The organism is Pseudomonas sp. Tn43, assembly GCF_014192635.1.
GTDB lineage: Bacteria > Pseudomonadota > Gammaproteobacteria > Pseudomonadales > Pseudomonadaceae > Aquipseudomonas.
Genome location: NZ_JACHYG010000001.1, coordinates 505,731 through 523,761, shown reverse-complemented (window position 1 = coordinate 523,761; position 18,031 = coordinate 505,731). Strand labels below are relative to the sequence as shown.

15 protein-coding genes are annotated in these 18,031 nt (G+C 60.1%); 4 read left to right on the top strand and 11 right to left on the bottom strand.

Annotated elements, in window-relative coordinates; all coding sequences use genetic code 11:
• The first annotated feature begins 167 nt into the window (after positions 1-167).
• The 4 genes from FHW68_RS02310 to FHW68_RS02295 all read left to right on the top strand — a co-directional run bounded on the left by FHW68_RS02310 (position 168) and on the right by FHW68_RS02295 (position 5,583).
• Positions 168-1,073 (top strand): LysR family transcriptional regulator, encoded by a 906-nt coding sequence (locus tag FHW68_RS02310; RefSeq protein ID WP_095631785.1) that lies wholly within the window; start codon positions 168-170, stop codon positions 1,071-1,073.
• Positions 1,074-1,166: 93 nt separating this feature from the next.
• Positions 1,167-1,973, top strand: coding sequence for a class I SAM-dependent methyltransferase (locus tag FHW68_RS02305; RefSeq protein ID WP_183678490.1), 807 nt, complete (start codon positions 1,167-1,169; stop codon positions 1,971-1,973).
• A gap of 283 nt (positions 1,974-2,256) precedes the next feature.
• Entirely contained in the window at positions 2,257-3,699 is a 1,443-nt protein-coding gene (locus FHW68_RS02300) for a catalase (RefSeq protein WP_095631784.1), read from the top strand.
• Between the two features lie 144 nt (positions 3,700-3,843).
• Positions 3,844-5,583 carry a hypothetical protein gene (locus FHW68_RS02295; RefSeq protein ID WP_183678488.1) on the top strand — a complete coding sequence of 580 codons (1,740 nt, stop codon included), beginning with the start codon at positions 3,844-3,846 and terminating at the stop codon, positions 5,581-5,583.
• Between the two features lie 161 nt (positions 5,584-5,744).
• Here FHW68_RS02295 and FHW68_RS02290 read toward each other — a convergent pair whose 3' ends face one another.
• The 11 genes from FHW68_RS02290 to FHW68_RS02240 form a co-directional block, all read right to left on the bottom strand.
• On the bottom strand, positions 5,745-6,434 hold the full coding sequence (locus FHW68_RS02290; protein ID WP_183678486.1) for an N-acetyltransferase: 690 nt from the start codon (positions 6,432-6,434) through the stop codon (positions 5,745-5,747).
• A 61-nt stretch (positions 6,435-6,495) separates the two neighbouring features.
• A complete protein-coding gene (locus FHW68_RS02285) occupies positions 6,496-7,308 on the bottom strand; it encodes a ChbG/HpnK family deacetylase (protein ID WP_095631803.1) in 813 nt (270 codons plus the stop codon).
• Positions 7,280-8,494 (bottom strand): GNAT family N-acetyltransferase, encoded by a 1,215-nt coding sequence (locus FHW68_RS02280; RefSeq protein ID WP_183678484.1) that lies wholly within the window; start codon positions 8,492-8,494, stop codon positions 7,280-7,282. The genes FHW68_RS02285 and FHW68_RS02280 overlap by 29 nt, the downstream gene beginning before the upstream one ends.
• Before the next feature lie 4 nt (positions 8,495-8,498).
• Positions 8,499-9,188 (bottom strand): GNAT family N-acetyltransferase, encoded by a 690-nt coding sequence (locus tag FHW68_RS02275; protein WP_095631804.1) that lies wholly within the window; start codon positions 9,186-9,188, stop codon positions 8,499-8,501.
• 92 nt (positions 9,189-9,280) lie between these two features.
• The gene (locus FHW68_RS02270; RefSeq protein WP_183678482.1) at positions 9,281-11,200 is read right to left on the bottom strand and encodes a hypothetical protein; all 1,920 of its coding nucleotides are present in this window, start codon (positions 11,198-11,200) and stop codon (positions 9,281-9,283) included.
• The gene (locus FHW68_RS02265) at positions 11,197-12,501 is read right to left on the bottom strand and encodes a lipopolysaccharide biosynthesis protein (RefSeq protein ID WP_095631779.1); all 1,305 of its coding nucleotides are present in this window, start codon (positions 12,499-12,501) and stop codon (positions 11,197-11,199) included. The genes FHW68_RS02270 and FHW68_RS02265 overlap by 4 nt, the downstream gene beginning before the upstream one ends.
• Complete coding sequence (locus tag FHW68_RS02260) at positions 12,498-13,499, bottom strand: polysaccharide deacetylase family protein (RefSeq protein ID WP_183678480.1); 1,002 nt, start codon at positions 13,497-13,499, stop codon at positions 12,498-12,500. Before FHW68_RS02260 ends, FHW68_RS02265 begins: the two co-directional genes overlap by 4 nt.
• A gap of 12 nt (positions 13,500-13,511) precedes the next feature.
• Positions 13,512-14,648, bottom strand: coding sequence for a glycosyltransferase (locus FHW68_RS02255; RefSeq protein WP_183678478.1), 1,137 nt, complete (start codon positions 14,646-14,648; stop codon positions 13,512-13,514).
• Positions 14,641-15,609: a glycosyltransferase family 2 protein gene (locus FHW68_RS02250; RefSeq protein WP_183678476.1), complete on the bottom strand. Its 969-nt coding sequence runs from the start codon at positions 15,607-15,609 to the stop codon at positions 14,641-14,643. The genes FHW68_RS02255 and FHW68_RS02250 overlap by 8 nt, the downstream gene beginning before the upstream one ends.
• Positions 15,606-16,973, bottom strand: coding sequence for an O-antigen ligase (locus FHW68_RS02245; RefSeq protein WP_183678474.1), 1,368 nt, complete (start codon positions 16,971-16,973; stop codon positions 15,606-15,608). Before FHW68_RS02245 ends, FHW68_RS02250 begins: the two co-directional genes overlap by 4 nt.
• Entirely contained in the window at positions 16,970-18,025 is a 1,056-nt protein-coding gene (locus FHW68_RS02240) for a glycosyltransferase family 4 protein (RefSeq protein WP_409258737.1), read from the bottom strand. The genes FHW68_RS02245 and FHW68_RS02240 overlap by 4 nt, the downstream gene beginning before the upstream one ends.
• Positions 18,026-18,031 lie beyond the last annotated feature (6 nt).

Here is an 18,031-nt window from a genome sequence, read left to right as displayed (position 1 = left end):
TGAAAAGATCGCAGGCTTCGCCAGCGCCTACATGAATGGGTACACCCCTCTGTACTCCATCTTCGTAGGAGAGCTGGCGAAGCCTGCGATCTTTTGATTTTTGGATTGGGAGAGCCGGAAACGAAAAAACGGCTATAAAGCGTTTGGCTGTCAACCAGAGCGCGACAATGAACCCGTTCGAAGATATGCGTATGTTTTGCCAGGTCATGGACTCTGGCAGCTTTACTGCGGCAGCCGATCAATTAGGGTTGTCCAAGCAACTCGTCAGTCGCCGCCTGATGCAACTGGAAGAGCGCCTCGGCGTGCGCCTGCTCAACCGTTCGACCCGGCGATTGGACGTCACGCCGCTGGGACAGAGTTATTACGAATCAGCCCTGCGCCTGCTCAGCGAAGTGGAGCAAGTGGAACAGGGTATCGCCGGTCAGACCACCGAGCCTCGTGGCACCATTCGCCTGAGTGCACCGTTGTCGTTTGCCGTGGCGCATCTGGGCTGTCTGTTGCCGGAGTTTTTGCAACGTTATCGCGAGGTCACCGTGGAGGTCGACCTGAGTGATCGGCCGGTGGACTTGCTCGGCGAGGGTTACGATTTGGCATTGCGCATCGGCGTGCTGGAAGACTCGACATTGATCGCCCGACGCCTCGCCGCCATCGAGCGAGTGTATTGCGCCAGCCCGGTGTATCTGGCCGCGCGTGGCACGCCGCTCAAACCTGAGGATTTGCACACCCATGATTGCCTGCCTTACGGCCACAGTCGTCAGGTGCAATGGCGTTTCGAGGGGCGTGGCAAGCCGCAGAACATCAACGTCACCGGGCGGATGCGGGTCAATAATGGTGAGTTGCTCAAGGACGCGGCCATCGCCGGCATGGGCATCACGTACCTGCCGACCTTCATCGTCGGTTCGGCCCTGGAGGACGGCAGGCTTGTGTCGGTGCTGGATGATTTTCGCCCCGAGCCGCTGACTTTGTCGGCGGTCTACCCGCAGCATCGCCAGAGGTCACGACCGGTGCAGGCGCTGATCGAGTTCTTGCGTGAGCGCTTGAATCAAGGCGAAGAGGGTTCGCGCTACCGGTGATTACAAGATCACAACAAAGCTCGAATGGTGGTTTTGCTGACGCTGATCCAGACTCGTGCCGGCCAATCGAAGGCCCGAATTCTGGAGCGTGCAATGGAAATGCCGACAAAAGAAAAAGCCATCGCCAGTAATCGCGATGCCTGGAATGACTCCGCCCCACACCACAAAGACACCCCTGAGTGGCAGGCCTGTTTGAGTGCCGTGAGCCATGGCGACTTTTCCTGTCTGGATGACACCCTCACCGGGTTGCTTCAACAGGTCGGCGTCGACGGCAAGGATGTGGTGCAGCTCGGCTGCAACAACGGACGCGAAAGTCTTTCGCTGTTTGCGCTGGGAGCCCGCCGTGTCGTGGGCATTGACCAGTCGGAGGCCTTTCTCGATCAGGCCCGGGAGCTGGCATCCCGTTCGCCCCATGCGCCCGAATTCATCGAGGCGGACATCCATCATCTGCCGACTGATCTTCACCAGCGTTTCGATGTAGCGCTGATTACCATCGGCGTATTGAACTGGATGCCGGACATCGCCGACTTCTTGCGCCATGCCGCGCAAACCCTCAAGCCCGGCGGTGCTCTGGTGGTGTATGAAACCCACCCGTTCCTGGAAATGTTCGACCCCGAGTCAGCCGATCCCGATCGCCCGGACAGCTCGTATTTTCGCAGCGAACCTTTCGTCCAGAACCAGCCGATCGTTTACGAAGGCAAAGTCGAACAGCCCGCATCAGCGTCTTACTGGTTCGTCCACACCCTGGGCGCCATCTTCACTGGTGCCATTGAGGCGGGGTTGCAGATCAGCCACTTCAAGGAATACCCGCACTCCAACCGCGAAGAACTCTACGATCGATATCAGCAGCAAAAGGCCCAGTTGCCGTTGTGTTACACGTTGATGGCGGTGAAGCGCTGAGTGTCGGCTTTGAGAAATGGGTTTGTGCCGGGTGAAACCCTTTGATCAATCGCCACACCCTGTGGCGAGGAAGCAAGCTCTCCCTCGTGAAGCTACACACCACCGTTCGTCAGAATTAGTCGCTGACCTGTAAGTTCTGACAGTGGCGCCAGTTGCCGCTCCAGTGTTTGATAAGCCAATGCCCCGGTAGCTAGCTGATCACACATAGAGAATGCCAACGATCTACCGCCCCCCGCCGGTTTTCGCTCCTGATAAGAGCAACAAGCGCCACGAGGTCATCTCCATGAAAAAGCTCACAAATGCCACCGGCGCTCCGGTGGTCAATAACCTCAATATCCAGACCGCCGGTCCTCGCGGGCCGGCGGTCTTGCAAGACATTTGGTTATTGGAAAAACTTGCCCACTTCGACCGCGAACTCATTCCCGAGCGACGCATGCACGCCAAGGGCGCGGGCGCCTATGGCACCTTTACCGTCACCCACGACATCAGCCGCTACACCAAGGCCAATATGTTCAACACCGTGGGCAAGGAAACGCCGCTGTTCGTGCGTTTTTCCTCGGTAGCAGGAGAGCGCGGCGCGGCGGATGCCGAGCGCGATATCCGTGGTTTCGCCGTGAAGTTCTACACCGACGAAGGCAACTGGGACATTGTCGGCAATAACACACCGGTGTTTTTCTTTCGCGACCCGCTGCGTTTCGCTGACCTCAACCACGTGGTCAAACGCGACCCGCGCACCGGTCTGCGCAACGCCACCAGCAACTGGGACTTCTGGACCCTGCTGCCCGAAGCGCTGCACCAGGTGACCATCGTGATGAGCGATCGCGGGATTCCCACCAGCTTCCGTCACATGCACGGTTTCGGTAGCCACACCTTCAGCCTGATCAACAGTGACAACAAAAGGGTGTGGGTGAAGTTTCATTTCGTCTGCCAGCAAGGCATCGAAAACCTCTCGGATGCCGAGGCTGAAGCGGTGGTCGGAAAGGACCGCGAAAGCAACCTGCGAGATCTGTACGAAGTCATCGAGCAGGGCAACTTCCCGCGCTGGAAACTGCACATTCAGGTGATGGAGGAACAGCAGGCGATTGACTATCGGCACAACCCGTTCGACTTGACCAAGGTCTGGCCCCACGGCGAGTTTCCGCTGATTGAAGTGGGCATCATGGAACTCAATCGCAACGCCGAGAACCACTTCGCTGAAATCGAACAAGCGGCGTTTTCGCCGGCCAACGTGGTGCCGGGTGTGAGCTTTTCTCCGGACCGCATGCTCCAGGCGCGGCTGTTTTCCTATGGCGATGCACAGCGCTATCGATTGGGGGTGAACTTCAATCACATTCCGGTCAACGCACCGCGCAACCCGGCGCACAGCTATCACCGCGACGGCGCCATGCGCACCGACGGCAATCTCGGTGGTACCGCCAGTTACTTCCCCAACAGCGTCGACGAGTGGCAGGACTCGCCGGAGCTAGCCGACCCGCCGCTGCCAGTGGAAGGTTTTGTCCAGCACTATGACCATCGATTGGAAAATGATCATTACGAGCAGCCGGGTAACCTGTTCCGTCTGCTGGACCCGGTGCGCAAACAACTGCTGTTCGACAACACCGCACGATCAATGAAAGGCGTGCCCCAGGCGATTCGTCAGCGCCATATCGAAAACTGCACCAAGGCTGATCCAGCGTACGGATTTGGAGTGGCCGAGGCATTGGAACGTCTCGTTCCGTTGGGCTGACACACACTGAAGTGAGGGAAGCCCCTCGAGCTTTAGCAGATCGCCGAACCCAATCACGTCAATTATTGGGGCTAATGCCCAGAACCTGACGTTGATAGATACGTCGATGCCAGTAACGGCTTGGCACGCACAGGGAATGAAATGATGAATAGTCAGACTGCTGAACTAGTCACCGATGACTTACCGCCCCCCCGCATTCGCGAAAACCCGACCTCCGACCTCCTGAATCCAGTGGCGCTCAGGTATAGCTGCACGATCATCATCGAATACGCTATTGAACCCGGGGACAGCGTTCACATAACCTGGGCGGGTGTCGAGGGGGCTGGCTCATATACCTCGGATCCCTTCTCGGTTGGAGTGCTGCGGCCATTGGCGGTCGGGATAGGCGGGGTGCCGCTGGTAATTTTTAATCAGGGAAAAACGGTGAAACTGAGCTACACCGTCGTTCGAGGCGCGTCGGCGCCGGTGACTTCTAAGCCTCTGATTCTGTACGTGTTGCCTGTCATGCAAAGTGATTTGCCCAGACCGTTTATCACGCAGGCATCCGACTTGGGCGATGGTTCAGTTCTTGATGTCAATGCCCTGACTGAATTCACCTTGCGGATCAATGCCTGGCCTTTGCTCACTGAGGGCCAGTACTTCTGGTTGCGGCTCAGAGGAACCAACGCCGACGATAGTGCGTTCGATGAGTTGTACTGGAGTGCGCCGGGCAACCTTGTCGACCAGGAATTTAGCAAGGGCTTCTATGCGCGAAACTACTCCGCCAACCTGCTGACAGGTCTCAAGGATCGTAGCCTGCTGACCCTGGAGTTCATGGCCGGCCTGGAGGGGAGCCAGGATGTGGCTATTGCCCAGCGGTTTGCGCATCGAAACTACATTGTCAGAACAGGTGCACCGGTGATCCTGTTGGTGAAAGATCCACTCGGACAGGATATTGCCGATGGTCGGGATACCGAGCATAGCAGCGTGACAGTCGAAGGTTCCGCCTCGATGGATGGAGAAGTTGAAATCTTTGATGGGCAAGATTCCCAAGGTACGGTCAGGGTCGATCGTGGCAATTGGAAATACCAGGTAACCGGATTGACTGAAGGACCACACGTTTTCACGGCCCAAGCCTTATACGGCAACCGTGATGTGTCCAACCCATGGTCGATCAATGTGATATTGCAAAATCGCCGGCTGTCGATCAAAGAGGCACCCGATAACGTCAACCTGGACCCCCTTGTTGCCAGCCAATACCTGACCGCAGTCTTGAACATGTTGGAGCTGGAGCCCGAAGACTTAATCACTGTGACTTGGAAGGCCGCGCCCGGCACGCCGGCAGCGGGTTCGCAAACGACAAGCGCAGTTCTGGCTGGCAGCAATCGCCCCATAGAAATAGCACTGCGCGTTTCATTGGTGGCGTTTAGCCTGGGTAAAGGGGTGGAGGTGACCTTCACCTACACACGCGGTGCATCGGCCCCGGTGACCTCGCAACCGTTTCTGCTCAACGTTCTGACGATCCCGGCAGCCAAGTTCATTGCTCCGGTGATTACCGAGGCGAACGGTACTGCCGTTCTGGATCTGAAAGACGTGACGGCCGGGGCGACTCTCCAGTTTGGCTGCTGGCCGCATATTGCCGTCGGACAGCGGATCTGGCTTGACCTGGAGGGCCGCAACGCCAGTGGTGCCAGCCACAATCTCAGCATGTGGACGGGCAACAACAATGCGGTTCATCGAAGTTGGGTACTGAATGGCTACAGCGTTATGGTTTTGTACAGCTACCTGCAGAATCTGGGGGATGGCAGCACATTGTCCATCCGCTTCAGGGTGAATATGGATCAGGTCGCGAATTCGCAGACAGCGGTGGTTTTTGACACGCGTGAATATACCGTTCGGGCGTGAAGTTGTTGCCGTCTGCCATCGTGGGCAGCCCGCTCCCAAAGGGAGAGGCGGTCAGGTGTGTGAGCGGGCTTGCTCGCGAAAGCGGTGTACCAGACAACATTAAAATCGCTGATACGCCCTCTTCGCGAGCAAACATTGGTCTGAGCCGGACGCAAAACCCATCACACCTGCGCCGCGGTCACTGTCTGCTGTTCCGGTTTGCGCAACGCAGTCAGCCGCGAGCCGCTGTAGCAGGTTTCGCGGAAGAAGCGAAAGCGGCCGAACAGGTCGTAGACGTGGGTGATGCGTCCCTGTTCCTGGTAGTCCATGCGCAGGTGCATTTTCATGGCCTGGATGTTGCGGGCATCGCAGACGTCCATGACCTTTTCGCAACCTTGAGCCCGCATCGCACCCCAGATGTTGTACTGGGCGTCCACCGACAGGCTGGAGCCGAAGTAGAGAGGGATCATTTCGCCGCCGAACTGGAAAAACTCCCCGGGTTTGACCCTGAACCAGCAACCGTAATAGTGCTGGTCAAAGTAGTCACTGAGGCTGCCCCAGATGAATCCGACGGCATCACCTTGCTCGTCCACATACATGTGCCCGGTGTGACCTTCGGAGGCGATCTGTGCCATGGCCTTGACGCGGTTACCGTAATACTTGGTGAAAGCCGTGGCGTTCTCCTGGGTAATGGTCACCAGACGCAAGCCGGTATAGGGCCGCAGTTTGTTTGGCGCCACCGGTGTGACCAGATCGCGCCCCAGCCACAACAGCTCTCGGTGCAAATACACATAGCGCTTCCACAACGTCTGGAGCGTATGAAGCAGGCCTTTTTGTTTGATTCGTTCGCAAAGTTTGGCGATGGCGCTCATGAAGTCCTCCGAGGCTGAAGCCAGGGTTGGTTGGGGGAACGTTTTGTTCAACGGCGATCAATCAAGGTTGCAACGTTCGTAGGTCGATCGAGTACGGCGGTTCCTCTTCGAACGTCCTGGGTACTGCGGCATAGGACACCCTCGGAATTCCTGGAAGACGCAGCTCCAGGATGTGAGCCAGAGACTCTCCGGGGTTTAAATAGATATCGCCAAAGTCAGCGCCGATAGAGGTCGGGTGAACGACGATTTCCAGCAGTCCGTCGGTGGGCATCGTCACGTTGCGCAGGTCTACCGGCGTGCATACGTATTCGGCGGTCGCTCCGGCCAGGCGGCTCAATCGATGGTTGAGCAATGTCTTGAATACCCGCTTGGGCACGCTGAGGTTATTTCCCAGATGACGCGCCAGTCGCACGGGCACCCCTTGATAGGCGGCGAAGCGCGCGACGATTTCGCCGATGGGCCAGATGTTATGGACGTGCTGATGGGAATCGATGTGGCTGGGGCGCAGGCCGTTGTCCAGGCAGCGTTGCCATTGGGCCTGGAGTTCTTCCAGCACCGCTTCGCGATCATGGCGGTTGAGCCAGAGGCTATGGCGGGGCAGGTTGAGATTGAACATGCCCTGGCCGTCACAGAACGTCGCGCGCGTGAGAATCGAGGGGCTCAACGGCCGGCCATAGGTGAGGTTGAAGTGCAAGCCGATTCGCCCCTGGAGCAACGGTTGCCGGGCCAGAACGCAGGCCTCCTCGAACGCCGGCATATTGGCCATGGCGGTGGCGGAACTGATGACCCCAGCCTGGAAGGCGCCGAGGATCACCGCGTTTTCGCTCGGGCTGAGGCCGAAATCGTCAGCGTTGACTATGACTTGGCGAGGCATGTTTGCCCTCCCGGTTTTTTTCGGTGGTCGCAGAGGCTTTGTCGACATTGGCGGGTGTCGAAGGGGACGCAGGAGCAACTGATGCCCGCCAGGCCTGCCACTTTTTCAACCACGGCTTGAATTGATGCCAGAGTCGCATGGTCAGCCCCAAGGCGAGGCCGCTGGGGCGCCAGGAGTAAAAGCTCCAGCGCCAGTGCTCCAGTTGCCCGGTCATGCGCTCCTGAAGTTGATGGCTGGAGTTCTTCAGGCTGACTCGCGATGCGTCGATCCAGTGCCAGTTATCGTCCAGACCCCAGCGAATCCACTCTTCGAGCAGCACACGACCGCTGCCCAGATCAGCGTATTTGGGCAGGAACGCCAGGTTGTAATCGTACAGCCGGCCCTGTTCCAGCAACCCGAGCCGGTAGCTGATGCAACGTCCGTCGAGCTCCAGCAGCACCACCCGCAGCAGTCCCTGCCTGGCGAGGGCGGTGAAAGCCAGGTCGATCCATTGTCGGCTACGGTTGCTGGTGAAAATCCCCACGCCCTGGATGCCTTTCCAGCTCTGCGCTTCGACTTCGCCCAGGGCTTGCAGTAAAGGCCCGATGGTGGCCGCGTCAGGGATGACGCGTCGGACATGAGCGCCATAGGCCAGAATGCGTTTACGTGCCCTGCGCAGTTTGTAGCGCGGGTCGCCGGAGACTTCCTGGCGGTCGGTGTCGCTGATCAAATGCACCGGCACCCGGCAACTGATGCGACGCTCGCCGGTCGAGCTGTGGGCCATCCATGCGGTCAGCGTGCTTTCTTCGCCGATGGGTTCGGACAATTCGTTGAGTTGCAGCATCGCATGGGGCAAGTGACGGCGGATGATCACCAGCGCCTTGCGCATGCTGTCGGCATCCAGGCAGGTGAGCAGGGCCAGCCGATCAGTGAGGGGATAACCGAGGTGATGCAAGACCCGAAATGGCAGCCTTCCAAAGCGCTCCACGGACGCGACCAGCGGCACGCACAAGGCCAATTCATCACCTTGCCAGCCCAGCAGAATATGCAAGCGTTCGCCGGCGGTCAGTGCCTGCTCGGATGCGCCCAGCCAGGCGAGGGTGTTGAACGGCGTATGGTCTGTCACGCGCCTGCGCAACGCCTCATAAGCAGCGGCCGGAAAGTCCGGGGCGCACAGTGAGGTGCGCCATTCGAATCGAACCATCATATTTTCACGCCATTGACTCAGGAACAGGTGAACGGGACGGTTTGCGCAGCGCATCCAGGCGTGAGTCGCTGTAACGGGTTTCATGGAAGAAACGCCAGCGACCGAATAATCGATAGACGTGCTGGATGCGTCCTTGCTCGTGATAGCCCATGCGAATGTGCAGTTTCAGCGCCGGTACATTGCGCGCATCGCAGACATCCACGACGGTGTGGCAGCCCTGGGCCTGCATGGCTTTCCAGAGTCGCAGTTGCAGGTCCACCGAGAGCGTGGTGCCCCAATAGGCGCGGGCCAGTTCGCCGCCGAACTCGAAGAATTCGCCTTGCTTTACCGGGAACGTGCAGCCGTAGAAATGCCGGTCGTGGTAATCCCGGGTGCTGCCCCAAATGAAGGCCACTGCGTCGCCTTTGCCATCCAGATACATGTGCCCGGTGTAACCCTCGGTGGCCAGTTCTTCCATGATGGTGACCCGGTCGCCAAAGTGACGGGCGAAGGCTGCGGTGTTGTGCACGGTAATGGTCTGCAACCGTAACGGTGAGTAAGGCTTGAGCTGATGGGGCGGTACCGGGCTGACGAGGTCACGCTTCATCCACAGAAGCTCCCAGTGAACGAACAGGTAGCGCCTCCAAAGGAGCCGGACCGTTGCACGCAGGCCTTTTCGTTTGATGTGTTGGCGAAGTTTTTCCAAGGCATTCATATCATTGCCTCCTGACAGAGACCGGTCGCCGCTGGCGTGGTGAAACGCGCGGTCGAGAGCGGCACGGTCGTGGTGATGCAAGTGGGCGGTGTTCATGAGCCGCTCCAGCTCAAGGCGAACAGGGTTTCACCCGGCAGGTCGAAGCTGACACGGTCGTCGTGACAGGTGAATTGAGCGCTACGACTGCGGTTGTCGGCACCGAAATACACCAGCGCTCCCTTGGCCAGCGGACACGTCGCCCCGCTCAGATCGACACGCTGCAAGCGCACCCCCTTATTGACCCCCAATAAACTCCGCTGGCGTTCGGTGGCCATGGCCAGCACATCGACTTCGAAAGCGTCGTTGTCCAGGCGCAAGACATTTTTCAGCCAGTGTTGCTGGATGAATTGCTGGGCCAGGCCTACTGGCTTGAGTTCGAAACGGTCGCCGCCCAACACCCGCACCATGCCTTTGGGGTAGGTCGGCTCGTCGGCGGCCTGGAACCAGTTGAGCATGTCCAGCAACCCATCCTGCGCCGAATTGACGACCACCGAAGTCCACCACAGCGAAGCAAAATGGGTTTCCTGATCATAGGGGCTCAGGCTTGAACCACTGGACAGGTTGGTCTGATCCAGCAGCAAGGCTTTGCGGGGCCGGCCTTTGGCATCGAGGCCCACCAGCTCGGCGGCACGACGCACGCTATCGCGATAGACCCGCGTCGCCAGCAGGTCGCGAATCATCCATTCGTGCCAGGCGAGGGCGTCGATCTGATCAGCGGATTCGGCCAGCAGGCGCCGTGCCCAATCGATCCCGCGCTTGTCGGCGGCGTTGTCGGCGAACGGGCCGTTGACGAAGCGCGACGTGGCGGGCATGGCAATGCGTACACCGGCCCTGGCGTTGGCCGGATCGCTGCGCACCTGCCGGGCCATGCTGTTGAAAATCGACTGGTAGTCGGCGTAGCTCGAGTAGTTGAGGTTCGGCTCGTCGGCGAACGCGATGTAGTGCGTACCGGTGCCGCCGAGGGCGCGAGTGGCGGCGAGCCAGGCGTCGAGGCCGGCGTTGCTTTGAGTGTCGGCGCGCAAATCCGCCTGACGCTGGCTGCCGGCCAACAGCGTGAGGTTCTGGGTGATGCCGAAGCGGTTCTGATAGAGCTGGCGGAACGCATCTTCGTGATGCGGATTCTGCGCGGTGACGTCAACGAAACTGTAATAGGTGCCCGCCTGAGGCTTGAGGGCGTCGAGCGCTGCGAAACTGGATTGAGGGGGCAGCACGTAGGGCAAATAAATGCCCAGGTTCGGGGTCGGGCCGAGCACTTCTTTGTGCAGGGTTAAGCGGGTCTGGCCATCGTCTTCGCGCAGCGGTTTGAGCTGCTGCGGTTTCTGCGCAAACAGATTCGCCGTGCCATCGAGCCAGAACGCGACTTTGCCGCTGCCTTGCAGGCGCAGGCGCCAGACCTGTTCGTCCTGCGTGACGGGCAATGCGACTTGATCGAACTGCCAATAGGCGCGATGGGGTTTCAACGCCAGCGACAGCTGTTTGCTGTCGCTCACGCGCTGGGCCTGCAGGGTATTGATCCCACCGTGAAATTTGCCGGCCAGGACCGCATGTTCCCCCGGCGCAACCTTGAAATACAGCTCATCGCCGCCGCGGGTTTCGGCGCTGAAATGCACCTTGGCCGGGGCGAACAGCGCCACCGTGCGTTCGTCGTGTTCGATCGTGTAGCGGCGGAAACTGTAGCCCGGGATTTCCAGTCGATAACTGGCGGCACTCGGCGTCAGTGGCCAACTCTGCTGGCCCCGGGTTTCACTGGCGGCGATCAGGCGTTCACCCTTCAGGTTGCCGTTGCCGTCGAGCAGGTACAGGCGTTCCTCGTTGGCATCGGCCTGCCACGCCGGAGCCCAGCGAACCGTCAGCGTGTCAGGGCGATCCGGTTGCAGGTACAGGCTGCCGTCGCGAATATCAGCCCAGCGCATGGGGGCCGCCTGGGCGCTCAAACCCAGGCCCAGGCTCAACAGCAGCATGAGGCGTTTCATGCCGATTTCCGTTGCAGCATCTGAACCATCGGAGCCACATCGCTGGGCAGGATGATCAGGGTTTGCCAGACCGGTACGCCACTCAACCGGCAATACATCACCAGCAGCGCGAGGGTGACCGCCAGGTAGGCGATGGACGATGCCGTCGCGGCGCCGACGATGCCGTAAATCGGGATCAGCAACAGGTTCAGGGCCAGGTTCAGCAACGCGCCGAGGCCCATCAACAGCGAAACCGTGCCGGGGCGATTTTTGCCCAGCAAGTCCAGGCGCAAGATGCTCGCATAGCAAAGACCGAGCAGCCCCGGCAGCAGCGCCAGTAACGCCGGGTAGGCTGGTTGATAGGCAATGCCGAACAGCGTGACGATTAGCCATTCACCGATCACCGCCATGGTCAGGCAGGCACCGAGCATCACCGTGGCGGTCAGGCGTAGCGCCAACGGCGTCAGGCGATCCATGCCTTCGTCCTGTTGCAGCAGGCGTTTCATCAGCGGCGTGGTCACTGCTTCCGGGACGATCAGTAATAATTCGGCGGCGGCGCTGGCCATGGCGTAATGCCCCAACGCGGTGCTGCCGAGCAGGGCGCCGATGAACAGGTAATCGGAACGCAGAATCACTTGCTGGAACAGCAGGTCCGGATGGCTGCGAGCGCTGTAGCGCCACAGTTCGTTCTGGCTGGCACGGTCCCATTGCAACTTCAAGGGCTGAGCACGCCTGAGCCAGAACCAGCCGGCCAGCACCACCAGGCTGAGGCCGGCCAGCCAACTGATCAGCGCCGCTTCCAGGGCTGCGTCTTTCCACATCCAGAACAAAGCCAGAAACAGCAGCAATGGCGCCAGGGATTCCACCAGCCGCAAGATATTGAACGCCACCACACCGCCCGACGCATTGTGCAAGGTCAGCAGACCGCTCTTGAGGACGGTCAGCGGCACCGCCAGCAGCAACAGCCAGGCGAGCAATCCCAGTTGCGTGGTGATGTCGAGTTCACCACCGAACTCGCGCACCAGCGCCACCACCAGCAACGTCAGCAAACCCGCCAAAAGGCAACCGAACACCAGCACCTGGCTCAACAACAATCCCATGGACCGTTGCTTGGCCGCTTGATACCCCACCGCCGAATTCAACCCGCCGCTGGTGGCGGCGCTGATCAAATCGGGCAGGGTACTGAGCAACGCAAACAGACCGCGTTCGCTGGGCCCCAGAATCCGCGCCAGCAATACATTGCGCAGCAGCCGCAGGCCAATCATCGCCAGTTTGGTGCCCATGCTCAGGGCCAAATGTTTGAGATAGTGATTGCGACTCATGGCCGGGCTCCGCGGTAGATGCGCCAGGACAGCAACTCCGGATTGCGCGCCGTGCGATGGCTGATACCGATTCGCGGCAAGGCCAATGGATCGCTGAGACCACGATAAATCCCGATGTCGGTGCCCAGGGCAAAGGGGAAGTCGTGGTCCGCCACGTGTTCGCGCACCCGCGCATCATGGTTGCCATTGGGGTAGCAATAGACCGGCAGCGGGCGGTTGCAACCGTTGAGCAAGGCATTGCGGCTGCGGCTTAGCTCCTCATCCAGACGTTGATCGTCCAGGTCGGTGAGAATCGCATGACTGGCGCCGTGGGGACCGAAGCGGATCAACCCGCTGGCTTCCATCGCGCGTACCTGATGCCAGTCCAGGGCCTGGGGCAACGACTCCTCAGGGCATTGATCGGTGAGCCGATCCAGTTCGCCCGACGGCAGGTTCTTCAGGCTGTGCAGAAAGTGCAAAAGCGCCAGGCTACGGCGCTGCACATCCAGATCCTCGAGCAGCACCGGTAACGGTCGCCCGATCTGTCGCAGGCATTCAATCAAATGCGTCCGGGCTTTTTCACCGTGGCTGCGCCACAGGGTTTCCCCCAGGCTTTCCCACCAGAAGCGTTGACGGCTGCCGATGAAATCGGTGGAGAGAAAAATGCTCGCCGGCATCTGATTCTTTTTCAGCAACGGGAAGGCATTCAGCGCGTTGTCCCGCCAGCCGTCGTCGAAGGTCAGCGCGATTTTCGGTTGTCCGGTGCTGATGACGCCCGGCTGCAAGAGATCCATCAGTGGTACGCAGTCGAAGTTTTTTTTCAACCAGGCGAGCAGATGTTCGAAGGCCTTCGGCCCCACGCACAGCTCATTGCGATGGGGCAGGTCGGCGGCGCGGTCATTGGCCAGCACCCGATGCAGCATCAGGATCACCCCGGCACCGTGCAGTTGGTGACGGCCTACGGGCGAGTTGAGATAAAGCCAGCCACTGGTGCGTTTTAATAATTGTTTGATCGCCATGGCGCGGTCCTTTCAACGATTTTGCTCGGGGTTCCATTGCGCGTACCGCTGGCCGCGCAAGAACTGCCAAAGACCGATACTCATCCCGGCCAGGGTCACCAGAACAAACGCGGCGAGGCGAAAGGGTTTGGGCAAACGGTGTTTCACATCCAGCAGGCCGACGATGGCCATCGCGTAACCGAGCAATTGTGCGATCAGGCTCAGGCGATAGAAGCCATGTACATTCAACAGCCATAAATTGCTCAGCAGTAACGGTACCAACAGGACCGGTGCCAGGCGTCGAATCAACTTGTGGCTGATCAGTGCAATCGCATACAGGCCATATCGCCAAGGGTTCAGCAGCTCTCGGCGCTGGGCCAGGCTTTGCAGACCGCCGACCGTGACGCGCTGGCGACGGCGCCATTGCTTGGCGATTTCGTCGACGCCCTGGTCGCTTACCCGTGCTTGGGGCACATAGACGATGCGTTTGAACGCCACCGGCGCGCAGGTGCTGATAAAGAAATCGTCGTTGACCTCCGCCGGCACGCGCTGGAACAACTCGCGGCGCAGGGCGAGCAGGGCGCCGTCGGCGGAGACCATGCAGCCGGTGCGATTTTCCACGTTGCGCAACCAGCCTTCGTAATGCCGGTAAAGGCTGTCGCCCAGGCTCAGGCCCTTGCCCGGTACCGGAATCAACATATGCCCGGCACAGGCCCCGACCTGTGGATCGGCCAGGGGCGCGAGCAACTGGCCGAGGGTGTCGGTCGACCATTGGTTGTCGGCATCGGTGAACACCAGAATCTCACCCGTGCTCAGGGCCACACCGGCATTCAAAGTGGCCGCCTTGCCCTGACGAGGCAGGTCGAGCACGCTGATACGCGGGTCAATGACTTTGTTGGCGCAGGCCACGGTGTCGTCGGTGGAACCGTCGCTGGCCAGAATGATGTGGAGCGAGCGCGCCTGATAATCCTGGGCGAGCAGGATGCGTAATTTCTCTTCGATATGCCGGGCCTCATTGTGCGCGGCGATGATGATGCTGACACTCAAGGGGGGAGCTGGCGCATGCCGCCGTGCGCGGCACAACGGCGCAATCAGTGTCAGCAGCAGCGGGTAGCCGAGCCAGGCATATACCGGCAATAGCAGGCACAGCCAGAAAATGAATTCAGCCACGGGCCGGCCTCCTGGCATTCCAGTGACACAGGCTCAAAATGAGCGCGGCACCGGCCAGGTGCAGGCGCACCCAGTGCAGCCCCCACAATTGCAGCATCAGGCCTGTGTCATGGTGTTTCAGGCTTTGGCGCAGGCTCAGCACCAGCGCTGGCAGGCTGGTGATGAACAGGATGAACAACGCTGCGTTGGGAAAACCATTGAACAGGGCAGACAGCGCGATGAAATCCAGCGCCCAGACGCCCATGGAAAAGGCCGGGAATCGCAGCAAGCGCAGGCTCATTCCCTGGGTGCGCAGCAGTTGCAGGTGACTGCCCTGGCGCCACAACTCCTTGCCCATCCATTCGCGCCAACTGCCTTCGTAACCCCAATGCAAGGCGATGCTTTGGTTGACCGCGAGCAATCGCGCGCCGGCTTCGCTCAGGCGCAAGGTGAACGCTTTGTCTTCGCCGGTGCGCAGGGTTTCGTCGAAGCCGCCGACCTTGTCGAACCAGCTGCGACGCATCAGCAGGTTGGCGCTGGGCAGCCATTGCACCGGGTATGAGGCGTCAGTGGTCGGGCGGGCCATGCGGCGTTGCCAGGCCGTGGCAAACCATGGCGCCTGGACAGGGGTGTGCAAGTCCAGGGCGAGGACATCGGCCTGGCCGCCGGACTCGAGTTCCAGGAGCCGCGTCAACCAATCCTCGGGCACCTCGATATCGGCATCGATGAAGCCCAGCCACTGACCCGTTGCCACCGCCGCCCCGCGATTGCGCAGGGCGCCGATCAGCAAGCCGGGCAGTACCAGCACCTGCGCGCCGAATTGGCGAGCGATGTGCGGGCCCTGATCGTCGGAGCCGTTATCGACCACAATCAACTCGCATTCCAGCCGGGCAGCCTCGACGGCTTTTTTCGCGGCAAGCAATGTACGGCCGATGTGGCGGGCCTCGTTGTACATCGGGATGACGAGGCTGATGCGGCTCATGCGCTGGCCTCCGTCGGCAGATGTTCTTCAGCCTTGAGGCGCAACACGAACGTCAGCGCGAGCATGATCCACAGGTATTTGTGATTCGGTGCGCTGAGGAACATCAAAAACAGCAGCAACGACACATAGCTCATGCAAAGGTGCGTGATCAGGTCGGCCTGTTCCCAATTTCGTCGCAGCATCCAGGCGTGACGGGCGCGGACCAGGTTGTAGATTCCCAGGCCCAGCATGCCGACGAACAACAGGCCCGCGGGAATTCCCACTTCGCTGAAGATTTCCAGGTAAGTATTGTGCGCGCGGCGGTACAAGTCGCCGGGCTTGCGGTTGGCGGAAAACACCTTGGCGTAACCGGTGGTGGCGTAGTGCAGCGGGAAGGTGCCGGGGCCGGAACCGAGTAACGGGTGCTCCTGGATGATCTGGCTGCCGACCAGGATGTACGACGCGCGACGGCCCAGGGATTCGTCCTGGCTCTTGGCACCGGCCTTCAAGATGCTCAAGGACTGGATGCGTGCGATGTAACCGGCCGGCATCGAGTAAATCGCCAGCGGGATCACGATCGCAAGGCCAAGCATGGCAAAACCCAAATGGCGCGGACGGATGCGCGGCAGCTGCGCGCGGTAGTGCCAGGCGCCGATCATCAAGCTGAGAAAAAGCACCACCAGCCCGGAACGTGAATCCGTCTTGGTCATGCCGCCCAGCAGCAAAATGCAGCAGGCGCCCCAGAACAATCGGTGCAACAGGTTCGGGCCACGGATCACCAGTAACAGAGCCAAGGGCACGGCGAAGGCGATCAGCAGGGCAAACGTGTTCGGGTCTTCCAGCAGCCCGGAGGCGCGGCCCTGGTCCTGATACTTGGTGGAAAACATGGCCAGCACGCAGGTCGCGCTGACACTGAGGGTCACCAGCCGGGCGAACATATCGAGGTTCAACTCACGGCCAATCAGCAAGGTGATCACAAACAGTACCAGGCCGACGCTCAGGTCCCGCAAATGACCTTGGGACATGTCCAGGTTATCGGTATTGATCATGCTCAAGAGGTACAACACCATGAACCAGATCAGCAGGCGCCAGATGTTGCTGCGCAGGCGCTCGGACGGAATCTGGTGGATAGCCAATTGCAGCATCACGATTAGCGCCAGTGACGCACCGATGAACTTGGTGCCCGATAGTGCGCTGCCCTTGAAGAAGCCTTCGAACGGCACCAGCGCCGCAATGCCCAACAAACCCCAGGCAGGTTTTCGGTACAGCACCGCGACAGCCACCAGCCCCAGTACCGCGCCTGGTGCCAGATAGGGATAAGGGCTGGCCAGCAAACCAAGGCAGACCAGGGCGAGCAGACTGACGATCGAGAGCGGAAAGATCACGCGCGTGCCTCCCGTGCAGTACGGATATAAAGCTGCGACCAGCGTTCGGCCAAGGCCTTCAGGTCGTAACGGTCCAATTGCGTACGTCTTGCGTTGTCGATCAATTCGCAAGCCAGGGCCGGCTCATTCAGCAGCGTATCGATCTGCCGGGCGAGAGCGGTGGTGTCGGCAGGTGTCGCCAGCAGGCCGTTGTACCGGTCCTCCAGCACATCGGGAATCCCGCCCACGCTGAATGCCACCACCGGCACTCCGGCTTGCATTGCCTCCAGCAAAATCATTGGCGTGCCCTCGGTGCGTGAACTGATCACCAATGCATCGAGTTGCTGCCACCACCGGTTCATGTCGGTCTGATAACCCGGCAAGGTGATGCGTTTGTGCAAGCCGGCAGCGGCAATCCGCGCCAGCAGGGTTTCCTGTTCCGGGCCGTCGCCGAGCATCACGGCGTCCAGTTGCGGATGTTGCTGACAGAGCGGAATCAGGGCATCGAGAAACAGGTCCGGGCCTTTCTCGTTGCTCAGCCGACCGACGTAACCCGCCAGCCAGCGCGGGTGTGTGGCGGTGTGCGGTAGCAGGCCGCTGGCCTTTGGCAGACCATTGGGAATCACTTGCAGTTTCTCCGTCCGGACACAGGCCTTGCGGTGCAGCACCGCGATGCTTTCGGCCACGCAAACCACGCGGTCCACCGACGCCGTGCGACACAATTGCAAACTCAGCCAGCCATAAACCCGTTGCTTGCGACTGCGCGGGGTGAAACCGTGCTGGGTAATGACCAACGGCAGATCCAGCAACGTGGCGGCCACCCAGCCAAATAACAGACCCTTGAAATTGTGCGTATTGATCAGCGGCTGGTCAGCCCGCCGCTGACGTAAATGACGCAGCAATTCCCTCAAACCGGTGAAGCTGTGGCAGTCGACCCCAGCCCCGCGAAATCGCGCGATCAGCGCTGGCGGCGCATCGAGAAACAGCACTTGGTGCTGCCCCGGCGTCGCCAGGCAATGGTCCAGCAGCATCCGCTCAGCCCCATAGAAGCCGCCGCTGCTGATCAAATGCATGATCGG